Below are 20,314 nucleotides of genomic sequence, written 5' to 3'. Positions count from 1 at the left end.
AATCAATTTCTTCGATTTCCAACTAAACGGATTTTTTACCTTTTTCGCCCTATTTTGAAGCTTAATTTTTGTTTGATAAAAAATGAAACGAATAAAGGACTAGAAAAATGCATTTTCATGCATAACGAAGATTGCTTGCGAAGAATAGGCGCCCACTCTACGCGAGTGAGCGCCTATGACAAAGAAATAGAATGCTTTTTGCGACGCAAAGGCCTGTGCGAGCAGTTTATTTTGTAAAAGCTCTTACTCCTGCAGAAGCTGGGCAATTAGGCCAAGCTTTGTCTCAAACGAAACGCCACGAAGCTCAAAGTTTGGCTGCTCGCGAGTAATTTCCATGGACTCGCAGACAAACTCACCAGCGAACTCAACCGCGTCAGCGATTTCCTGACCACACATAACTGCAGCTAAAAGCGCAGAAGCAAACAGATCGCCGGTGCCGTGCAGCATGTAAGGCAGAAGCTCGGAGACAATCTCGCCACGCTCGGACTCGGTGGCAACAAAATTGCGGATAAGGTCATCGCCGCGAACAATACCCTTAAGGACAACGCACTTTGCGCCCATCGCAAGCAGTGCATCAAGCAGCTCATCTACCTGCTCATCAGTCAAATCCTGACCAGCGTATGGAATACCCGTCAGAATTGAAGCCTCAGTAAGATTTGGTGTCAAAATATCTGCGCCGTTTACCAGGGACTTCATTGCGTCACAAAGCTCTTGCGTATAGGTTGGATACATCTTGCCGCCATCGCCCATAACTGGGTCAACAACGCGGAGTGCCTTTGGATGCTCCTGGTACAAGCGCTGAATGCTTGCAACCTGCTCTGCTGCACCAAGGAAGCCAGAATAAATGACGTCCAGGTCAATACCCTCTTCCTGCCATGCATTCAGGTAATCCTCGAGCATGTTGGTGGTGTCGTGCATGTAGAACGTAGGGAACTTGGTGTGTGCCGAGAAAAGCGACGTAGGTACTGGACAAACGTCACATCCCGCTGCTGACAGAACCGGAATAGCTACGCCAAGCGAGCATTTTCCGTATCCGCAGAGGTCATGCACTGCGGCAATGCGAGGGATGTACGAGCTTTCTCGCTGGTACAGAACAGAGTTGGTTTCATTCATTACAGTTTCCTTTCACGTGGACTGATGGACCAACGTTCTAGAAAATCATACTCTATACTGTGAGATGGATATTTGACGTATCCGCCTATTTTATGAGACGTAACAAAGGAGCAGAGATGGCAGATCAGCCTGTTGTCGGCATTATCATGGGATCAAAGAGCGACCTTGCAACTATGGAGGGATGTACCGCTGAACTTGAGCGCCTTGGCGTTCCATATGAGCTGGTCATTGCATCCGCACACCGCACTCCAGACAAGGTCCATCAGTGGGCCGAGACCGCTGCTGACCGCGGCCTCAAGGTAATCATCGCGGCCGCAGGAAAGGCTGCTCACCTGGGTGGAGTTGTTGCTGCATTCACCCCACTGCCTGTCGTCGGCGTTCCAATGAAGACCTCTGACCTCGGCGGCATGGACTCCCTGCTTTCCATGGTCCAGATGCCATCCGGCGTGCCCGTTGCCTGCGTTGCCATCAACGGCGCCAAAAACGCAGCTATTTACGCCACTCAAATTTTGGGCGCATCTCTTCCAGAGTATCGCGAGAAGATCGTCCAGCTTAAAGCCGAGATGGCTGACGCATAAGCTAACGCGTACCGCACGCACGTAGTCCGCAAATAGAACTCGCATGCGTACTTGCACCCGCAATCGCACACGAGACCCGCGCTTTAGGAGACCTGAGGCGCGGGTTTTGCATACCGCAAAATGTGATTATGCGATGACTTCATAAGATGTACAGAGATTTTTGTTTCGTGCATAGCTAAACTTTTAAAGGGTATGACAAAGGAATGACAAAGAGTACCTTCAGAAGGGAAGTGCATGGAATCAAAAAACGGCAAGCATTTTGCTTCATTCGCCGCTGACGATCAGACGGCTGGAAATACTCACACCTCAAAAACATCCGTCGAGATAGTTTCTATGAAAAATTCCGCGTCTTCAAAAAAAGAGGGAAACAAAAAAACCTCTCCTAAAAAGTCTGGCGAGAAACCCGCTAAGAAGAAAGGTTTTGCCTATATTCTTTCCACACTCTTGCTGGTAGTTGGCATTGGCCTCTTGGTTGTTGCTGGTGTTATGTTTGGCAAAACCCAGCTTGAATACCACGAGCAAGACGTCATCAACGAAGAGCTTGCTACATACGCAACAGTTTCCGAGAAAAAAGACGAGGCTCCAGTTATTGATTGGGCTGGTCTTCAGGCAGTAAACAACCAGGTTGTCGGCTGGATTCAGATTCCAGATACGCAAGTCAACTATCCTGTGTATCAGACTACAGACAACGATCACTACCTGCACACAAACGCAAAGGGTGAGTGGTCAATCGGTGGTCAGATTTTTATGGACTACCAGAACAATCCAAACGGCCTTACTGATCAGCAAACCATTCTCTATGGTCACCATATGAGAAACGGCTCCATGTTCCAGTACATTGGAGCAATGAATGACCAATCTACCTTCGATAAGGTTGAGACCATCTGGTACGTCACACCTACTCAGACATATGAGCTTGAGCCGGTATTTACCTATCACACCGACGAAGACGATGAGGAAGTCAGGCAGTTTAACTTCGGCTCTGTTGATGAGTTCAGGTCTTACTTGAAAGATAGGCTTTCTAGGGCAGTAAGCTCGCGTTCTGATGCAGCAGATGTTATTTCTCGCGCTGATCATGTTCTTACGCTCTTTACCTGTAACTACACTGATCAGTACGGCAGGACTATGCTTATCTGTGTTCCAAAAGCCGAGGCTCAGCCAAAGGCCCAGTAGTCGGCATGCTGACGGTTCAGAAAGAGCATTGGACACAGTTAGAAGCTGTTAGTCAGGGCAGTAAAATGCCACTTTCTTAAAAAATTGTTACACGCTCCGAACATATTTGTTCGGAGCACTTTTTCTTGCAATTTTCCAGGTACACTGTATGTACTGTTGCCAAACGTGAGAGACGTTTGATCAAGGGTGACTCAAGCCGAGGCATCCGGAGGGGATCCAATGGAACTTCACGAGGAATGTGGCGTCTTTGGAGTATGGGCGCCTGACCGTGACGTTGCTCGACTCACTTATTTTGCGCTGCACGCGCTGCAGCACCGCGGGCAAGATTCCGCAGGTATAGCCGTCGGCGACGGTCAGACCGTGCTTATCAGAAAAGACACGGGCCTCGTAACTGAAGTTTTTAACAACGACGATCTCAACGCAATGCCAGGTAAAGTGGCTATCGGCCACTGCCGCTACGGCACCGCGGGTGCCAAGGGCTGGGAGTCGGCCCAGCCACACATGTCGTCCATCGATGAGACCCTCATTGCCCTGGCGCATAACGGCACCCTCGTTAACTTTGACTCCTTGCGAGAAGAACTGTCTTCTCGCCAGATTTCCTTTAGATCGCACACGGATTCCGAGGTAGCAGCCCAGCTCATCGGCTACTTTACTCGTCGTACACACCGTCTGCGCACCGGTATTGCTGCAACCATGAACCTCATCGAGGGTGGTTACGCCATGGTGCTCATCCGCGAGAACGCCCTCTATGCGTTTAGGGATCCTAACGGTATTCGTCCGCTGGTACTCGGCCATATTGGCGAGGAAGGCGAGAATAACTGGGTAGTTGCATCTGAGACGTGCGCGCTGGATATTGTGGGCGCTACGTATGTGCGCGAGGTGGCCCCTGGCGAGATTATCCGCATCTCGGATAATGGCCTGTCTTCTGAGATGGGACTTGCTCCTCGTCAGCAGGCAGACTGCATCTTTGAGCAGGTGTATTTCTCGCGCCCTGACTCTATTATTAGTGGCCGCTCGGTATATTCCGTCCGTCACCAGATGGGTCGTCAGCTGGCAAAAGAGACGCCAGCAGACGTTGACCTGGTAATTGGTGTGCCAGATTCCGGTGTTCCTGCAGCTGAGGGCTTTGCGCAAGAGCTGGACGTACCTTTTGGTACCGGCCTCATCAAGAACCGCTACGTTGCAAGAACGTTCATTCAGCCTACACAACAGCTTCGTGAGCTGGGTGTTCGACTTAAGCTCAACGCACTTTCTGACGTTGTCGCAGATAAACGCATTGTAATGGTGGACGATTCTGTTGTTCGCGGAACCACTTCAAAACAGATTGTTCAGCTACTCAGAGACGCGGGAGCCACAGAAGTGCACGTCAGAAGCGCTTCTCCTAAGGTAGCGTGGCCCTGCTTCTACGGCATTGATACCGCTGACCAGCACCAGCTTGTGGCAGCAAAAATGAGTACAGAAGAAATTTGCGAGTATATCGGCGCAGATTCTTTGGGCTTCTTAAGCCTTGAGGGCCTGCTTGCATGCGTACCCTCAAGGGGTTATTGCGAGTCTTGCTTTAGCGGTAAGTATCCCGTGGAAATTCCAGAGGACTTCCATCAGAGATTCTTGCCAGAGAACAAACCAGACAACTTGCATCCATCGTATGCACTAAAGTTTGACCAGGTAGAACAGCAGTTAATTGATGAGGGCCTTATGCCCTCAGAGCAGTAAGGGGAGAAACAATGACCACTTCCGCTGATCCAACCAAGCAGATTACCTACGCCGACGCAGGCGTTGACGTTGATGAGGGCGCTCGTGCGGTCGACGCCATCAAGGCTGCTGTTGCTACAACTACTCGTCCCGAGGTCATTGGCGGCTTGGGTGGCTTTGGCTCCTGCTTCTCGGCAGCAGCACTCAAAGACATGGAAGAGCCTGTACTGGTCAGTGGCACCGACGGCGTTGGCACTAAGCTTGCTATTGCTCAGCTTCTCAATCGCCACAATACGGTAGGTGAGGACCTGGTTGCCATGTGCGTCGACGACATTGTTCCCATGGGCGCCGAGCCGCTGTTTTTCTTGGATTACGTTGCTGTGGGCAAGCTTAAAGCCGAGGCAGTCGCCGAGGTTGTTGGTGGCATTGCAGAAGGCTGTCGCAAGAGTGGCTGCGCGCTGGTAGGCGGCGAGATGGCCGAGCATCCAGGTGTTATGAATCCTGACGATTACGATCTTGCTGGCTTTGTCGTAGGCGTTGTTGACAAACCAAAGATTTTAGGTCCCGAGAAGGTCATTGAAGGTGACGTCATTCTGGGACTTCCTTCTTCTGGCATTCACTCCAACGGATATTCGCTGGTACGCAAGGTAGCCATTGAGGGCAAAACGGTTGAGGAGCTTAACCAGCCACTAGAGGAGCTCGGTGGAGAGTCACTCGCAGACGCTGTTTTGCGTCCAACTACTATTTACGCAGGTGGATTGCTTGCCGCTCTTCGCGCAGGAGCTCCTATCAAGGCTATGGCACACATCACCGGTGGTGGAATCACCGAGAACCTTAACCGTGCACTGCCAGCTCACCTTGACGCAGAGGTTGATCGTGGTGGAGAGGCTGGTCCTGCATGGGATATTCCACCAGTTATTTCATACGTTTCTAGCGCAGCAAACCTGTCTCTTGATGAGCAGTATCGCACCTTTAACATGGGCGTTGGTATGGCTCTTATCGTAGACATGGACGACGTTGACGATGTAGCAGAAGCCCTCTCTGACCAGGGATTTGAGCCATTTGTCATGGGCCAGATTATCCCAGGCACCGGAAAGGTGGTCTACAACGATGCCAATTAAGCTTGGCGTTCTTCTTTCCGGTTCAGGTACCAACCTGCAGGCTATTATTGATGCCATTGATGCTGGCAAGCTAGACGCAACCATTGAACTGGTCGTTTCTTCTCGCCCCGATGCATATGGTCTGAAGAGGGCAGAGGCAGCCGGTTTGCAAACTCTGACACTCTCAAAAGAGACGTACGAGGATCCGTTTGTCGCGGACATGGTGATTGCTACCGAGCTCAAGCGCTATAACGTCGACTACGTTGTTATGGCTGGTTACATGCGTAAAGTTGGCGTTCCTATTCTGAACACCTTCCCTAATCGCGTGCTCAACCTGCACCCAGCGCTGCTGCCAAGCTTCCGTGGCGCGCACGCTATTCAGGATGCGTATGAATACGGGGTCAAGGTGACAGGCGTTACCGTTCATCTGGCAAACGCCGATTACGACCGCGGCCCCATTATTGCCCAGCGACCTGTTGTGGTTGAGGAGGGCTGGACTGTTGACCAGCTTGAAGAGGCAATTCACCAGGTAGAGCATCAGCTGTATCCTGAGGTGTTACAGCTTTTTGCGCAGGACAAGGTTCACGTTGAGGGCCAAAAGGTTCGCATAGAGGCAGGTAAGTAAATGGCGAGAAGCCCTCTGAATAGTGATGGAACAACCGAGCGTTACTATTCTGCTGCAAGTAAAAGCGCAAATATTGTTTGCGTATAAACAAATGAGGAAGCAAGCCAAATAAGCGGAACAACCAAGTCTCTAATGGTAATAAAACGATCTGATTTAGAGTGTTTTGCTATTTGCGTAAAGATTGCGCATGCAACAGCAATAGCAATAATTCCAACTATATAAGGAACAAGAAATTGCTGCTTAACTACAGTTTTAGTGGTAAGAAGCATTATGTCTACAAAGAAGACCATAGCTATAAAAAGGTAATAAAGTGCGAGCGCTCCACCGCGGAAGAGGTCAAAATTTGTGCGCTTAAAGATTTTGCTCAAGCTTTGCTTTGCAAGAAGGACATATGCCGCTATGAGATACAGGACGACCAGGGGAATATAGACAACTTTAAAGAAACCTATAAGTGCCACATGAACCGTCCCTATCGTTGAGTCTTAGTAAACTGATGGACCTGGCTGGATGCCAGATTATAGCAGCGCTGTAATTGCAGTAACAAGTCCAAAGAGAATACCAGGGGCGTTAGCAATCATAATAGGAACATCGCGCTCTTTCTTGAAAGCGCCGTAAACAAACCAAACAGTGCAGTTAATCATAGCAACCAGAGGCTGGATAAAACTACCCTTGTTTCCAGCAAGATTATTTGTAATCTGTGGGATATAAGAAACATACATCATGACTGAGAGAATACTGCCAAATTGGCCCAGCTTGTTGAAGAAATTCTCGTCAAAAGAAAGTGTGTGCTTTTTTGTCATATAAAATAACCTCCAATGTCTAACAAACAGATTGCTGATACTTACCCAAGTACTAAACAAGATATTCGTTAGTTCGTTGCAGAATAACTTGCATCAATCCATTGACACAGCTCATCAAAGTCAACAGAGCCATCTAAAAGCGCAGAGATCCAATTACCGTACTGATTTGCAACGTATTCAAACAGCTTTTCTCGCATAATCTGGCCTTCCTAGTCCATATCTTATTATGATCAACAGCTTCTCTATGGAGAAGTTGAAATTATCATTATCTCCAGCGTACGCGCCCTAAACAGCTATACTAAATGTGTTTGTATATGTAATAAAAAGTCCAAGTGAAGGGCGTCATATGAGCCGAGTTTCTCGTAGAGAAGATGAGTTCTACAGCATGTTCTCTGAGTTTTCAGCGTTGATTGTTTCAACAGCAAAACTGTTTGTCTCCTATATGGAGTCATTCCCAAGTTCAGAAGATTATGAAGTCCAAATCAAGAACTACGAGACACTCTGCGATGACCAGGTAGGAAAGATTATTTCCACCCTCAACACATCCTTTATCACCCCATTTGACCGCGAGGACATTTCACGTCTTGCCCTGCTTATGGATGAGATTGCAGACGGTATTGAGAGCGTCTCTGCACACCTCAGCATGTATGACATCAAAGAAATGCGTCCAGAGGCAGTTCAGGTGGCACATCTGATTCTGTTTGCATCAGAGGAGCTGCAAAAGGCCTTTGATCGTCTCCCTGATTATCACAAGGATGACTCGGTCATTCGCCATACACGCTCTGCAAATGAGTATGAGGACCAGGGTGATGTTGTTTATCGTAACGCCCTGAGCTCTATTTTCAGAAACGTTGATGATCCGATTGAGGTTCTCAAGTGGAAGAGCCTTTTGGATAGACTTGAGTCTACTCTTGACGCTTGCAAGCACGTTGCAAACGCTGTTCAGAATGTTATCGTGAAAAATGGCTAGCATCCTGCTTATTGCGGTACTTGTTTCCGCTCTGATATTTGAGTTCATTAACGGCTTCCACGACACCGCAAACGCTATTGCTACCACGGTGTATACCAAGGCTTTGCCTCTACGCACAGCAATTATCATGTCAGCTATCATGAACTTTATCGGCGCGCTTATGAGCGAGAAAGTTGCTATGACCATTGCGTCTGGTCTGGTTGATATTCAGCTACAGCTCTACGTTATTTTTGCTGCACTGATGGGCGCCATTATTTGGGACCTCTTTACCTGGTGGTTCTCAATCCCAAGTTCGTCTTCGCACGCGCTCATCGGCAGCCTTATTGGTGCAACCATTGTTTTTACCGGCAGCACAGGTCACATTCTTTGGGCGGGTGTCCTAGAGAAAGTTGTTATTCCTCTGTTTACTTCGCCTCTTATTGGTATGGCCCTGGGCTACTTTATTATGAAGCTGGTATTTGAGATCTTTGCTGATTGGCCACCTAAAAAGGCAAACGGTCTCTTCCACCGTCTTCAGGTGCTCTCAGCTGCCTTTATGGCATACAGCCACGGCAATAATGACGCTCAGAAGACTATGGGAATTATCACGTTGGCCCTGGTTACCGCCGGTCTTCACGACCCTTCTAACGGCATTCCTCTGTGGGTCAAACTACTCTGCGCAACCACCATGGCACTGGGTACCTCCATTGGCGGCGGCCGCATTATGCGCACCGTTGGCGATGGTGTTACTAAGCTCACGCCAGTTATTGGCTTTGTCGCCGAAACAAGTTCTACCGTTGCAATTGAGATTATGACTGCACTTGGAGCACCAGTCTCAACTACACAGGTCATCACCACATCTATCATGGGCGCAGGATCTGCTCGCCGTCGCAGCTCCGTGCGTTGGGGCGTTGCGCGCAAGATTATTGCTGCTTGGTTTGTGACGCTGCCAGCCACCATGGCACTTGGCGGACTTATTGCATTCCTGACCAGCTTTGTTCTGGCATAACCAATGCTCAACGTTGTACTGGTAGAGCCCGAGATTCCCGCAAATACGGGAAACATTGGTCGCACCTGCGTAGTGAGCGGGACTCACTTGCACTTGGTGGGCCCATTGGGCTTCTCGCTTGATGACAAAAGCCTCAAACGAGCAGGCATGGCCTACTGGCAAAGCCTTAACGTTTCTGTCTACGATAACTGGGATCAATTTCTGGAGAAGAACGGTCTTGCCCAAGCATCTGGCGCACCTACTGGGGACGCTGCACACGACGCTGTCTCCACGGTCGACGGCACCTCCGCAACCAGTAGATCCCCGCTACATTTTCTGACTAAGAAAGCTAAAAAGACCTATACGCAGGCAACGTATTGCGATGGGGACTACCTTATCTTTGGTAAGGAAAGCCTGGGATTATCCGAGGAGCTTCTGGCACAGCACGCAGATGAGTGCGAGAGAATCCCAATGCTGCAAGACTCCGCAAGCCTGGTTAATCGTGAGGACTGGAGTCAAAAACACGATGCGCTTGATGGCGATGACCAGTATGCTCACCCAGCGCTTTTGCAGCAGGATATCTGCGGAAACTTTATCGATCCTAACGAGTTCTCGGTCAGTGCGCTAAACGTTTCAAATGCTGCCGCCATTGTGCTGTATGAGGCGCTGCGACAGATTGGCTTTCCGGGAATGGATGTCTAAGAATTAGTTTGTTGAGTTTGTTTATGATGTAGAACGAAAAAAGTGTCAAGAATGGCTACAGAGGTGAGATGCGTGTTAATTAAAATCCGACAACACCATTAGGTGCTGTCGGATTTCTAAATTAAACTTGCTGCTTAATCACTATAAAGCGGTGAGGAATGTTAATCCGCCTAAAATTACACCAGCAGTATTTGGAATAATGAGAATCCAGTCCTTTTTGGGCTCTTTAGTCCAACCATAGATGACCCAAATGAGACAAGAAACTGCTGCAAATAGCGGCTGAAAAGGTTGAGCCTTTACGCCCTGTAGATTTGCAATAATTTGTGGAATATAAGCGATAAAAACAAATACTCCGATAAAAGCTCCGATAGAGCCTACAAATAGATTGATTTGTTTCTTTGACATAAAACACCTCCTCCTTTGTTATTTTAATTACAAGGATGAGGTAACGAGAAAATCAAACTACCTGTGAAATCAGAATTTAATACTGTTGCTTTAGTTATGAAGATTGGTTTGCAGATTTATGGCTAGAGTAATGAGCCTCATTAGGCTTTTCTGATTGTAGAGTTGTGCCCGCCTGTAGCTACTTCAAGAATACGCAAACAAAAACCCGAGTGCGAGGCACCCGGGTTTTGTAGTTGCATTAGAACTTTCTGTTATGCTTCGGTTCTTTTCCTACGACGCAAAACAAGAGAGGTTCCCAAGGAAGCCACAGAGGTTAGAGCTGTGCTAACAAGAATCACGCTTGAAGCGTCGCCAGTCTCGGGCAGAGAGCTTTTACGCTTTGCTGGGGTCTGAGGTGCTGCAGGTGCTTCAGGGTTCTTTGTGTAGTAGAACGTGTATTCAAGCTGGTCAGCAGAAACATATCCGGTGCTGTCACCCTGAAGTGTGTAACCGTCAATCTCACGAGCAGAAACATTCTGCAGGTTGAGCGTCTGGCTGCCAATAATATCGTCGGAATGGATTTGTTCACCGGTCTGTGCGTCAACGTAATGGACGGTATAGCTGTAGCGAGCTTCCTTGCTATACGTAAAGGTCAAGACGTTATTCTCGGCATTCTCATCAAGAATCATAGAGCGAGAAGAAACGTCTACATAGGCGTAGTCTCCGCGATCAGCGGCGTCGAGAGCCCATTTGCTGACAAGAGAACCGATTGGCGCAGTTTCGGTTGTAGTTGCAAGAACTTGACCGTCGTCTGTCTGGTGAATGACCGTGTAGGAGACGGAAGAATCATTCTTCTTCCAGAGTGCGTGAAGGGTAATGTCACCTGTAACTGCTGCGGAGAAGCTGTATACAGAGGGGTTACCATTGGTATAGAGAATCCAACCAGCAAAGGTATAGCCCTCTCGTACAGGATCAGCTGGCTTTGTAGCTGCATCTCCGTAGGTAAGCTCTTGCGAGTTGACTGGCGAACCACCCTCAGAGTCAAAGGTAACGGTTGCGGTAAGAGGCGCCCACTTGGCGTACAACACGGTATTGGTTGCAGGCATAGTGGTGTCGGTAACAGGAGTGCCCACGGTCTCCGAGTTGTCGTACCAGCCCTTGAAAACATAACCAGGGCGTGGAGAAGTTAAAGAGGCGCCAGGAACATCGGTGCTTGCGTTAAACGGCTCTCCGAAGAGATGAGAGTGGGTAGCAACAGTTGTACCAGAGCTTACGTAGGTAACGGTATAGGTATTGCGCTTATAGCGGTGCTCAATCAAGTTGGAATTGTAATCAGTGATGAGGTAATCGTAGTTGTATGGCTGCCAACTGGTCCAACCGAGCGTATCGTAATTGGTTCCATCAAAATGGCCAATGCTCATGCGGTAGCCGTCATACGAAAAACCAGGATGTCTATTCTCGCTCTCAAGATAGCCGTCACCACCGTTTCTAGCAATCTCTGTAATCATGCCAGGTCGAGAAAGCGTGTGGTCTCCGTCCATATCGTAGGTACCATCAAGGTTTTGATAGTAGTAGAAGCGGTAACGTGGACCAAGAGCAGTGGAATTGGTATAGCGGCCGTAAATTTCAAGCACATTATCTGCAGTAATTTTGGATCCTGGGTCAGTTGTTTTTGCTTGGAAAGTGGTTGCAGTACCGCCAACACCAGGGATTATGCCGTACCAATAGTAGGTTCCAGAAGGGTCGTCTGCACGCATGGCAGCGAGCATGTCGTCGCTGTACTTGTTGCCGGTATTGGGGTTGATGGCGTAAGGATTAAACGACTCACCATAACGAAGCGTAAGCGTTGCAAGAATGGAGCCATTTCTCTTTGGACGCACATTGACGGTGATAGTTGCAAGGTTGTAGTAAACGTTAATAGTGGTGGAACCATCTGCTGCAATAGGAGTTGGATCGCTCTCGTGACTGTATGTTTCAAAGCGGAAAACGCCTGTATTTGGTTGGACGGGAGCAGTTGCAGTCATTGTTCCAACAGTTCCGGAAGCTGCGGTGGTTGTAACGTAGTTGTAGTCAGAAGGGTTGTTTGGATCCTGAATAAAATAGGCATAGTGATACGTTGCTGTTGCTGGAGTCCAAAGTGCCTTTGCAGTAACAGGCTCTTGAGGCATGGTGGTAGGTAAAGAATCTGCAATACCATCGTCATTAAGGTCCCAACCAGCAAAGGTATAACCAGTTCGTGTTGGGTTGGGGACGGCAGGAACAGGATCTCCTGGATTTCCAATTACAGGAGACAGCTCACTGCCGGAAGTTGAGAAGTAGATTGCGCTGCGAGGATTGCGATCGTAATAGATGTACTTAACAGCCTTTCCATCTGCGGTAACCTTGAGCGAAAGGTCTGTAGTTGTGCGCACAAAACCTGGATAGGTGACATCGGAAGCGGTAACAATCGAATCGGGCACACCGTAATTTTCTTCGGAGGACGCCTCAACATAATTGCCGGTAGTCATTTCCTTCATGCGCTTAACGGTGTAGGTAACATAACCAGGCATGTAATAGACAGTCTGCTTGATGTAGTGATCTGAGCCAGAAGCAACGCCAGTAACAGTTGCTTGAGCAGGATCTTCCAGGTCATAGCCGGTGATTGTTGGAGCTGTAACAGACCAAGATTCTCCCTCATTTACAACTTGCTTAGAAGGAGCGTGAATCTCTTCGTCGTTTAATACGTTAACGTACGAGACTACAACAGAGTATTTACCTGCGTCTTCAATAGATTCAGCAATTGCAGATGCAGGTAGGCTGCTCAAAACAAGAGCAAGAGCAAATAAGATGCTCAAAACTTTCTTAGCGCGCATTATTTCTCCTCAAACAGCAAAAAAGATAGGTAAATCATAATAAATGACGAGAAGAACTTGCTGTTCAAGCTGTAAATTAACCGTATATACACAATCCACTTCTCCTTAAGGTGCAGGAGAAGTGGGCGAGAAAATCGGTCTATCTGTAAAATTCATAGAACTATAGGAGTTATAAATTGTTGCTTTCGGCTTCAACGGGTTTCTCGGCAGATTTCTTTACAAAAAGTTTGCCAGATTTCTTGAGCTGATAGGCAAGAATCAAGACAGTTACCACCATAACAAGCGTGCAGACGATGGAGCCTTCTGCGCCAAAGCTACCGCCGGTAAGCCAATCTGGCCCATTGCCGGGAGCAAACTGCAGCAAAGAACTGCCTGTAGTGCTACCGCTTACCAGAACGCCAAAGAGATTGCCCTGAGCAAAGTTCCAGGCTCCGTGAATGCCAGCAGCTCCCCAGAGATTGTCAGTTTTGATGATGTAGAACGTCTCTAAGATGCCAAAAAGAATTAGGTCGATCAGGGATTGCATAGTAAAGCCGCTGTTAAACATGTGCAGAAGACCAAATAGGCTGCTTGAAACCACGATTGCAATAATTTTGTTGGATTTTTCTGCCATGACAGGAAGAAGCCAGCCTCTGGTAACAAGCTCTTCTGTTCCTCCCTGAATCAGCCAAAACGGAAAGGTGAGAAGAACAAAACCGAAGGCATAAGGCGTAAAAGTAGTGCCAACCAATTGATAAGATCCGGTCAAAATGAGAATCAACATCACAATAGAGAAGAGAAGAATTCCTAGACCAAAGCCCTTGAGTAGCTCTTTCTTCCAGTTATCTTTGTAAAATCCCAGAGTGACAATCGGACGTTTTTCAAAGAGTTTTACCCACAGGAAAAAGAGGCCTGCGATAAAGACAAAGGAAAGAAGCGTTATCAGAAGATAGTAGTCTCCAAAAATCTCTCTCAGATTGAGGGAATCAGAAAGACGATCTGGTAGATCTGGGTGCGCCATGTAGTAAGGGGCAATAATAAGAGCTGCTGAAATGGTCATTACAATAGCACCAATAATTTGCCCAACAATCAACAAGAACACAGCCAGAAAAGGACTAAGCCAAGCCGGAGTCAGTCTTTTTGCCAGCTTGACGTCGGAAAACATGCGATTTTCTTGCATAAAAACTCCTAGTAGAGGTGCTCAAAGCGCGTCATGTAGATGACAGAATTTCTAGCGGCGGCGCAGGCAAACAGCGTCTACCTGTGATTAGTTTTCTTTATACTCTAAAAGAAAATCGCAGCAATCGCCACCATGGCCTATGGTTTTTGTGCGGCCCCAGATAAGCTGCGGATGCAGATTGCCATATCCCGCATCGTCACTGTCACAGTATGCAGCGGTTATTTCGGGGCAGCCGTATTTTTTGGTTATCTCATAGTAGGGGCAGCTCACAATATTGAGGCGAGCTTCGTTACCATGACTATCTGGATATTCAAAGGCAAATCCTGCGCTTGATGTGCAGCTTTTCTCGATACCTGATTTAAAGAGACTAGGAAACTTGCGCGCAAGGCCAAACGTTTTAATGGCCCATTGGAACAGAGGAACTCGCTTGGCGGCAAAGCGCTGGAAGTATTCGCGAATATACCAGACGGCCTTTTCTTGAGAAATACCCTCCGCACGCAGAGCCTCATATACTGCAATACCAGGGTAAATACGCTTGTAAGAGTGGGCGCGGAGCTCTTTAGAATCGGACGCGTTTTCTGTGCAGAGCGCTTCGTATCGCTTTTGAGCATCCCGTGCAATTTGCTCTGCCTTTGCTGTGCCGATGTCCTCGGAGACTATCGCACATGTATCTTTAATGAGCTGCTGTACTTTCATATGAGCCTCACTATTTGTAGAAATGCCCTGATGAAAAGCAAGTAGAACATGCTAACAATTGTACGCTTAAATTTTACGAAACGCAGTAAGCGCAGGTGCCCAGCAATGGTTTAGGTAAAGTTTCTGAGTATTTCTAGGCCAAGAAGCAGCGCTTTCTCATGGGAGTCTTTGCCAAAGTCCCTCTCGTCATATTCGTGAACGTTTGCCAAAGAGTCTGCTGTAAAGAGAAACTGACCAAACTGCGCTCCTCGTTTTCTGCAGCAAGCGGCTAGTGCCGAGCATTCCATCTCTACAACTGAGCATCCTTCTTGCAGACGATACTCAACCATATCTTTTGTCTCACGGAAGAAACCGTCAGTAGACCAGGTGGTGCACGTCTCAAAAGGGAGTCCGTCTTTTTTGAAGGTTTCTTCTATAACAGAAATTGGCTCCTTATCAAGCTCTATATATCTTGATACTGGAAGATAGTGATAGGACGTCCCTTCCGCTCTAAGAGCTTTAGTTGGGACGAGAAAGGCATTTTCTTGTATCTCTTTTAGAACGCCGCAAGAACCAACTGCAACTATTTTCTTACATCCACAGGTAACCAGTATGTCCATTACGTGTGTGGATGAAGCAGATCCAGTAGGGGATTGAACTAAACAGATTTTCTCGCCATATGAATCCAAAACGTAGACTTTAATGTCTCGAGAAACAGTCACGATTGTTTCTACGATCTCTGCTCCGTGCTCGTTGGCGTAATCATGGACAACGTCTCCAAGAAATGCAAAGAGGCATTTTTCTGGTAGCCGACCTGCGGTCCATTCGTGATCTGCTGAAATAACCTCTGGGGAGGCATCGTCATATTCTAAAAGAGGTATTTCGTTTTTTATAATCACGGAGAGCTCCTGGGTTTTGGAGGACAGATTGATGGGTCAGCGGATGGTAAGGGTCCTATTGGGCATTAATCATGTCTAGGAGTTCTTTTGTATACTCCTCTGGGCAATTGATGGAATATTCGCCATGATATAAGCCTTTCTTTATTTCAAGAATGCTATCAGGCAGCACCTTATGCAATTGCTCTGCTGAACAGATCATCTTTTTCTGTTCTTTTCCTCCGACGAGTATATGGACTTTGGCGTGGACATCTTGAAGGCCGGGTTTTATCTCATAGGATGTATTTGCTTCCAAAAATGCAATCATGTTTTCTTTTGAGATTTGTGACGTGTCCCGATAATAGTCTTCAAATAAATCTTTACGAATATGAAGATAGTCAAATTGCATTTGAGCAAAACTTTTCATTTTTACTAAGCCATAACTTAGAGAAAACGTTGGTTTAATCAGGGCATTTGTCAGCTTGGACGGAATGACAGATGCACTTTCAATGACAGCGTTTTGGCAAATTGAGTTTCGTTGCGTCAGCATTTCTACTAAAATCTGTGCGCCGAGGGACAGCCCTCCAATAAGAAGAACCGAGCCTCCAAATTCTTTATCGATAAAAGAAATGAGCCGACTTGCGTTTTCCTCAATACTTATAAAATCATTGTCACTACCTGCATGTCCGTCAAGAATTGGCAGGACAACGTGATATTGATCCTTCAGCAGTTCAGCCTCAGCTTTATAATTCCACCAAGACAAACCGCCACCATGAAGCAGCATGATTACGTCGTTATGTTGTTTTCCAAATTCTACCGTTTTCATAGCTGCTCGATTCAGTTTGCGACTTTAATCTAAGTGATATATAAATACAAAGCTATCGCATTATTTGCTTGTTATAGTTCTATAAATCTAGTATTTATGCCTAATCTAAATATCCAAAAACTCATAAGGCTTTTCCGAAAGAGAAGATTCGCAGCACTCGGCAAGATACGCATCCTTCTCCTTTAGGCTCTCTGTGTCCGGATATACGTTTAATACTCTGTCCCCCAGATTCCAAAAATCATGTGACCAAGACTGCGGGTTTTCCCATACGTGTGGATTTCCTTTCGCCCAATTCGGAAGCTCCTTGCGAACCTTGGTTGCTACCGCAAGCTGCCCTTTTGCAGTTTTATAAATCGTGTCAATCCTTATTCCACCGTCTACCGGACGTTCTACACGAGTAATCTCCATACCATAGAACATTACCTTTCTTCTTACCCCTTTTTCATAGAGGTTTAACTCAATCTTGTCATATCCTTCGCTTTTGTTGTGTTGAACACTTAGAAAGTCCTGAAGTGCCTGTATCACAGCGGCAGAAACACTTCCGGCGTAATTGGCAGCATCATCAAATAAGTGTAGATCTGCTTCTGCAACATAAATATTTTTTGTGGCCATAACCATACCTCCTTATTTTTTGTAACTTGTATCTGAAGTTTAGTATCTATATAACTATGAACATAGTTATAATCATATAGAGGTATTTTGTCAAAATAGACTTTCTTTCCATCATTATGATGTTGAAGACTGTGATTCTTCACTGAAACTGGGAGCCTAATATCAAAATGCAATATACAAAGTTCTTCGTTTTTGCACAAAAAATAGAGGATGATTCTGCGACCATCCCCTATTACTGTATTCCAGTTATAAACATTTCCCTTAATTAATTTTGCTCTATAAGTTTCCTTGGCAGCTACTAATGAAGGATTATCAGGTATTGCCCCTCAATTCAATTTGCGAATTTAATCTAAGCCCGAGAAAGCATCACAGCGCATTCCACATGCTTGGTGTGAGGGAACATGTCCACAGGCGTCACGCGCTCAATGGCAAATCCACTGTCGAGAAGAACTTTGAGGTCCCTAGCCTGCGTCACAACGCTGCAGCTCACATACACGATTTTCTTCTGAGCTAGCTGGGCAGTTGCCTTGAGGAAGGTGGGCGTGGAACCAGCGCGAGGCGGGTCAAGAATAATAACGTCAAAGTTCTGACCTTCTTTTGCTAAAGCTTGCATGTAGCGAGTGGCATCGTCGCAGATAAACTCAGCATCAAGTTTATTGTTTCGAGCGTTTCTGCGAGCCATCTGAATATTGTTTTCAACCTGATCAACACCAGTGAGCAAGAGGTTGATGCCCTGAGCTTCGGCGGCGTGCGCCAAGCAAAGTCCAATGGTTCCTGTGCCGCAGTAAGCGTCAAGAACTCGTAGGTTGTTGGCTTGAGCAGAGGTTGCTGCTTGTGCGGGAGCACTGGTCAGCGCAGCGCCGTCTTGCGTGGCGCTGGTCTGCGTGGAGCCAGCAAGCGCGCCGTCGATGGCCAGCTGATAAAGCACCTCAGTTTGTTGGGGGTTTGTCTGGTAGAAACTGGTTGAGCCAATCTCAAACGTGCAGCCCAAAAGCTTGTCGCTCATAGACGTTGAGCCCCAAAGCAGACGGGTTTCTCGCCCTAAGATTGCGTTGGTGCGCTTCTGGTTGACGTTCAAGAAGATGCTGGTCAGCTCGGGGTGCGCCTTGCGAAGCGCAGCAACAAACTCCTGTTCATGAGGCAGATGCTGACCGTTGACCACCAGTACCAGCATGACGTCGTCAGTGGCATATCCGCAGCGTACTACGCCGTGGCGAAGCGCCCCTTTGCCGCGATCTTCCTGATAGGCGTGAATGTTGAACTGGCCGGCAAGATACGCCACGTCGTTGAGGATAGCGCGAGCTCGACCATCTTCTACCAGGCATTCCTTTGAGGCAATAATTTTGTGCGTTCCGCTTGCGTAAAAACCAGAGCGAACCGTGCGGCCCTTGCCTGGTGCAAATGGCGTTGCTGCTTTGTGACGATAAGCCAGAGGCTCGTCCATTCCACGAATGGGCTCGATAGTTACGTTATTGATGCTTGCCAGTGGGGCGAGAAGTTCTTCTACCTGCGTTTGCTTGCGTTTAAGTTGGATAGGATAGGGGACCGAAAGCCATTCACAGCCTCCGCAGCTACGTGCAATAGAGCATGTTGGTGTCTTGTATCCCATAGTTCCTCTCCAAATCTTGGGTTACTACTATACCGTTTGCGGGCTTAAATGGCACGTTGAGGGGATTGTTGTATCTAATATGTTTCATTTTTTGTATCGTTTCCCGTTTGTCTAGAAAACCGTTAAGCTAACAGGCACAGTATTTTGGCGAGACAAAAGAGGTGGACTATGGCTCTCATCAGCAAAATTGGTATTATCGGCGCTAATCATGTTGGCGCGCATGTTGCAAACGCCCTACTTTACCAGGGACTTGCAACTGAGCTCTACATTAGCGACACAAATGAGGTCCTCTGCAAGGCTCAGGTAAACGACCTGCTGGACGCAATGCCATTTTATCCACACCCTGCTCGCGTTTTTGAGCTTGATGACCGCTATGAGGAACTTGCTGGCTGCGACATTATCGTTAATGCTGCTGGCCACATTGAGGCTGCAGCAGGTAGTCGTGATGGTGAGCTCTTCGTCACCACTGACGAGGCCAAGAAGTTTGCCAAGCGCATCGCAGACGCAGGCTTCGATGGCGTTTGGGTCAATATCGCAAACCCCTGCGACGTTGTTACCACCGAGCTCCAGTATCTGACCGGCGCCGATCCAAATAAGGTTATCGGCTCCGGTACCACGCTGGACTCCGCTCGACTCCGCCACGCACTTTCCGGCGCTACCGGCTATCCAGCATCTTGCATCAACGCTTGGATGCTCGGCGAGCACGGCAACGGCATGTTTGCTTGCTGGTCACACGTTTCCATTGGCTGCCTCACCCTCGACGAAGTTGCAGCTCAGGCAGGTAAGACCTTTGACCTCCCAGAGCTTGAGCAGGCTGGTCGCATGGGCGGATACGTTACCTACAGCGGTAAGCAGTGCACCGAGTATTCCATTGCAAACGGCGCTGTCGAGGTCATCAAGGCTATTGTTCACGACACCAAGCTGATCACGCCAGTCTCCACGCTGCTCAACGACGTGTATGGCGTTTCTGGCTTCTACTCTTCACTTCCTGCGGTTATCGGCGCCAATGGTGTCGAGAAGGTCTTTGTGCCCGAGCTCTCCGACTCCGAGATTGAGGCATGGCGCAAGTCTTGCGAGCATGTCAAGAGTAACATCGACCAGCTTGGTTGGCTTGAGGTAGACGCTCGTATCGACTAGCGCACCACGGGTTCCGCACCGGCTGCGGCCACGACGGGCGCGAGCAGCACCTGCGAGCATAGCCTGCGAACAGGCAATAGTGCACACCGAACACACCTCGGGGTTTCTCCCGAGGTGTGTTTTTATGCAACCGAGCTGTTCTCCTCCATCTTTTGATTGCCTCTAGTTATGAGCCTGAAAACCGCATCAAGTCTGAGTAAAACAGCTCAGACTTGGCGAGAAAAACCGGCAAATCGCTCAGATATGGTGCGCTTTTCCGGCAAATCGCTCAGACTTGGCGAGAAAATCAGGCTCCATAAGAGTGCTCGTGAAACTAACCTCGGATTCAAAAGTCACGTCCCGAAAGGCCCGCCTGAAAAGTGCAAAGAATCTGTGTTTGGGACACAGATTCTTTGATGAAATCAGGCAGAATCCACCGATTCTTTGATGTTTTCAGGCAAACGTTACAGATTCTTTGCAGAAATC

General features: G+C 47.8%; 21 protein-coding genes. 9 read left to right on the top strand and 12 right to left on the bottom strand.

What is annotated here, in order from left to right; translation table 11 throughout:
* Positions 1-243: 243 nt before the first annotated feature.
* The gene (locus tag HMPREF1493_RS04780) at positions 244-1,113 is read right to left on the bottom strand and encodes a pyridoxamine kinase (protein WP_035428225.1); all 870 of its coding nucleotides are present in this window, start codon (positions 1,111-1,113) and stop codon (positions 244-246) included.
* Positions 1,114-1,229: 116 nt separating this feature from the next.
* Between HMPREF1493_RS04780 and purE the strand changes: the two genes are divergently transcribed.
* From purE to purN, 5 genes are all read left to right on the top strand, one after another.
* A complete protein-coding gene (gene purE / locus HMPREF1493_RS04775; RefSeq protein ID WP_035428223.1) occupies positions 1,230-1,691 on the top strand; it encodes a 5-(carboxyamino)imidazole ribonucleotide mutase in 462 nt (153 codons plus the stop codon).
* Between the two features lie 234 nt (positions 1,692-1,925).
* Positions 1,926-2,864: a class B sortase gene (srtB, locus tag HMPREF1493_RS04770; RefSeq protein ID WP_035428222.1), complete on the top strand. Its 939-nt coding sequence runs from the start codon at positions 1,926-1,928 to the stop codon at positions 2,862-2,864.
* A gap of 219 nt (positions 2,865-3,083) precedes the next feature.
* Positions 3,084-4,577 carry an amidophosphoribosyltransferase gene (gene purF, locus HMPREF1493_RS04765; RefSeq protein WP_035428221.1) on the top strand — a complete coding sequence of 498 codons (1,494 nt, stop codon included), beginning with the start codon at positions 3,084-3,086 and terminating at the stop codon, positions 4,575-4,577.
* Positions 4,578-4,588: 11 nt separating this feature from the next.
* Positions 4,589-5,677 (top strand): phosphoribosylformylglycinamidine cyclo-ligase, encoded by a 1,089-nt coding sequence (purM, locus tag HMPREF1493_RS04760; protein ID WP_035428220.1) that lies wholly within the window; start codon positions 4,589-4,591, stop codon positions 5,675-5,677.
* Positions 5,667-6,281 carry a phosphoribosylglycinamide formyltransferase gene (gene purN, locus HMPREF1493_RS04755; RefSeq protein WP_035428219.1) on the top strand — a complete coding sequence of 205 codons (615 nt, stop codon included), beginning with the start codon at positions 5,667-5,669 and terminating at the stop codon, positions 6,279-6,281. The genes purM and purN overlap by 11 nt, the downstream gene beginning before the upstream one ends.
* Before the next feature lie 44 nt (positions 6,282-6,325).
* Here the strand turns inward: purN and HMPREF1493_RS04750 are convergent, their stop codons facing one another.
* The 3 genes from HMPREF1493_RS04750 to HMPREF1493_RS07155 all read right to left on the bottom strand — a co-directional run bounded on the left by HMPREF1493_RS04750 (position 6,326) and on the right by HMPREF1493_RS07155 (position 7,278).
* Positions 6,326-6,739, bottom strand: a complete 414-nt coding sequence (locus tag HMPREF1493_RS04750) for a hypothetical protein (RefSeq protein ID WP_035428217.1) — start codon at positions 6,737-6,739, stop codon at positions 6,326-6,328.
* A gap of 57 nt (positions 6,740-6,796) precedes the next feature.
* Entirely contained in the window at positions 6,797-7,081 is a 285-nt protein-coding gene (locus tag HMPREF1493_RS04745; RefSeq protein WP_051485274.1) for a SemiSWEET family transporter, read from the bottom strand.
* Between the two features lie 68 nt (positions 7,082-7,149).
* Positions 7,150-7,278 (bottom strand): hypothetical protein, encoded by a 129-nt coding sequence (locus HMPREF1493_RS07155; RefSeq protein WP_286127389.1) that lies wholly within the window; start codon positions 7,276-7,278, stop codon positions 7,150-7,152.
* Positions 7,279-7,427: 149 nt separating this feature from the next.
* On the opposite strand from HMPREF1493_RS07155, the gene HMPREF1493_RS04740 reads away from it, so the two are divergent.
* The 3 genes from HMPREF1493_RS04740 to HMPREF1493_RS04730 are packed head-to-tail and all read left to right on the top strand — an operon-like array spanning position 7,428 to position 9,720.
* Positions 7,428-8,051 (top strand): DUF47 domain-containing protein, encoded by a 624-nt coding sequence (locus HMPREF1493_RS04740; protein WP_035428216.1) that lies wholly within the window; start codon positions 7,428-7,430, stop codon positions 8,049-8,051.
* Complete coding sequence (locus tag HMPREF1493_RS04735; protein ID WP_035428214.1) at positions 8,044-9,039, top strand: inorganic phosphate transporter; 996 nt, start codon at positions 8,044-8,046, stop codon at positions 9,037-9,039. The genes HMPREF1493_RS04740 and HMPREF1493_RS04735 overlap by 8 nt, the downstream gene beginning before the upstream one ends.
* Before the next feature lie 3 nt (positions 9,040-9,042).
* Entirely contained in the window at positions 9,043-9,720 is a 678-nt protein-coding gene (locus HMPREF1493_RS04730) for a tRNA (cytidine(34)-2'-O)-methyltransferase (RefSeq protein WP_035428212.1), read from the top strand.
* A 141-nt stretch (positions 9,721-9,861) separates the two neighbouring features.
* On the opposite strand, the gene HMPREF1493_RS04725 is transcribed toward HMPREF1493_RS04730, so the two are convergent.
* From HMPREF1493_RS04725 to HMPREF1493_RS04690, 8 genes are all read right to left on the bottom strand, one after another.
* A complete protein-coding gene (locus tag HMPREF1493_RS04725; RefSeq protein ID WP_035428211.1) occupies positions 9,862-10,125 on the bottom strand; it encodes a SemiSWEET family transporter in 264 nt (87 codons plus the stop codon).
* A 251-nt stretch (positions 10,126-10,376) separates the two neighbouring features.
* The gene (locus tag HMPREF1493_RS04720; protein ID WP_035428210.1) at positions 10,377-12,956 is read right to left on the bottom strand and encodes an InlB B-repeat-containing protein; all 2,580 of its coding nucleotides are present in this window, start codon (positions 12,954-12,956) and stop codon (positions 10,377-10,379) included.
* Positions 12,957-13,125: 169 nt separating this feature from the next.
* Positions 13,126-14,115, bottom strand: a complete 990-nt coding sequence (locus HMPREF1493_RS04715) for a CPBP family intramembrane glutamic endopeptidase (RefSeq protein ID WP_035428208.1) — start codon at positions 14,113-14,115, stop codon at positions 13,126-13,128.
* 87 nt (positions 14,116-14,202) lie between these two features.
* A complete protein-coding gene (locus tag HMPREF1493_RS04710; RefSeq protein ID WP_035428206.1) occupies positions 14,203-14,811 on the bottom strand; it encodes an L-2-amino-thiazoline-4-carboxylic acid hydrolase in 609 nt (202 codons plus the stop codon).
* A 110-nt stretch (positions 14,812-14,921) separates the two neighbouring features.
* Entirely contained in the window at positions 14,922-15,689 is a 768-nt protein-coding gene (locus HMPREF1493_RS04705; protein ID WP_035428204.1) for a nucleoside phosphorylase, read from the bottom strand.
* A 55-nt stretch (positions 15,690-15,744) separates the two neighbouring features.
* On the bottom strand, positions 15,745-16,491 hold the full coding sequence (locus HMPREF1493_RS04700) for an alpha/beta fold hydrolase (protein WP_035428203.1): 747 nt from the start codon (positions 16,489-16,491) through the stop codon (positions 15,745-15,747).
* Positions 16,492-16,596: 105 nt separating this feature from the next.
* Positions 16,597-17,103, bottom strand: a complete 507-nt coding sequence (locus HMPREF1493_RS04695; protein ID WP_035428201.1) for an EXLDI protein — start codon at positions 17,101-17,103, stop codon at positions 16,597-16,599.
* 349 nt (positions 17,104-17,452) lie between these two features.
* A complete protein-coding gene (locus HMPREF1493_RS04690; RefSeq protein WP_035428199.1) occupies positions 17,453-18,712 on the bottom strand; it encodes a class I SAM-dependent RNA methyltransferase in 1,260 nt (419 codons plus the stop codon).
* Between the two features lie 168 nt (positions 18,713-18,880).
* On the opposite strand from HMPREF1493_RS04690, the gene HMPREF1493_RS04685 reads away from it, so the two are divergent.
* A complete protein-coding gene (locus tag HMPREF1493_RS04685; protein ID WP_035428198.1) occupies positions 18,881-19,849 on the top strand; it encodes a lactate/malate family dehydrogenase in 969 nt (322 codons plus the stop codon).
* The last annotated feature ends 465 nt before the right edge of the window (positions 19,850-20,314 follow it).

It is taken from the genome of Atopobium sp. ICM42b (assembly GCA_000564995.1).
In the GTDB taxonomy this organism is placed as follows: domain Bacteria; phylum Actinomycetota; class Coriobacteriia; order Coriobacteriales; family Atopobiaceae; genus Lancefieldella.
This window is presented reverse-complemented; position numbering and strand designations above follow the sequence as displayed.

Coding starts and splice junctions, on each gene's coding strand:
- HMPREF1493_RS04700 (WP_035428203.1), bottom strand. CDS start 16,491: ATGAAAACGGTAGAATTTGGAAAACAACATAACGACGTAATCATGCTG.
- HMPREF1493_RS04730 (WP_035428212.1), top strand. CDS start 9,043: ATGCTCAACGTTGTACTGGTAGAGCCCGAGATTCCCGCAAATACGGGA.
- HMPREF1493_RS04685 (WP_035428198.1), top strand. CDS start 18,881: ATGGCTCTCATCAGCAAAATTGGTATTATCGGCGCTAATCATGTTGGC.
- srtB (WP_035428222.1), top strand. CDS start 1,926: ATGGAATCAAAAAACGGCAAGCATTTTGCTTCATTCGCCGCTGACGAT.
- purF (WP_035428221.1), top strand. CDS start 3,084: ATGGAACTTCACGAGGAATGTGGCGTCTTTGGAGTATGGGCGCCTGAC.
- HMPREF1493_RS07155 (WP_286127389.1), bottom strand. CDS start 7,278: ATGCGAGAAAAGCTGTTTGAATACGTTGCAAATCAGTACGGTAATTGG.
- HMPREF1493_RS04725 (WP_035428211.1), bottom strand. CDS start 10,125: ATGTCAAAGAAACAAATCAATCTATTTGTAGGCTCTATCGGAGCTTTT.
- HMPREF1493_RS04745 (WP_051485274.1), bottom strand. CDS start 7,081: ATGACAAAAAAGCACACACTTTCTTTTGACGAGAATTTCTTCAACAAG.
- HMPREF1493_RS04780 (WP_035428225.1), bottom strand. CDS start 1,113: ATGAATGAAACCAACTCTGTTCTGTACCAGCGAGAAAGCTCGTACATC.
- HMPREF1493_RS04710 (WP_035428206.1), bottom strand. CDS start 14,811: ATGAAAGTACAGCAGCTCATTAAAGATACATGTGCGATAGTCTCCGAG.
- HMPREF1493_RS04740 (WP_035428216.1), top strand. CDS start 7,428: ATGAGCCGAGTTTCTCGTAGAGAAGATGAGTTCTACAGCATGTTCTCT.
- purE (WP_035428223.1), top strand. CDS start 1,230: ATGGCAGATCAGCCTGTTGTCGGCATTATCATGGGATCAAAGAGCGAC.
- purM (WP_035428220.1), top strand. CDS start 4,589: ATGACCACTTCCGCTGATCCAACCAAGCAGATTACCTACGCCGACGCA.
- HMPREF1493_RS04720 (WP_035428210.1), bottom strand. CDS start 12,956: ATGCGCGCTAAGAAAGTTTTGAGCATCTTATTTGCTCTTGCTCTTGTT.
- HMPREF1493_RS04690 (WP_035428199.1), bottom strand. CDS start 18,712: ATGGGATACAAGACACCAACATGCTCTATTGCACGTAGCTGCGGAGGC.
- HMPREF1493_RS04715 (WP_035428208.1), bottom strand. CDS start 14,115: ATGCAAGAAAATCGCATGTTTTCCGACGTCAAGCTGGCAAAAAGACTG.
- purN (WP_035428219.1), top strand. CDS start 5,667: ATGCCAATTAAGCTTGGCGTTCTTCTTTCCGGTTCAGGTACCAACCTG.
- HMPREF1493_RS04695 (WP_035428201.1), bottom strand. CDS start 17,103: ATGGCCACAAAAAATATTTATGTTGCAGAAGCAGATCTACACTTATTT.
- HMPREF1493_RS04735 (WP_035428214.1), top strand. CDS start 8,044: ATGGCTAGCATCCTGCTTATTGCGGTACTTGTTTCCGCTCTGATATTT.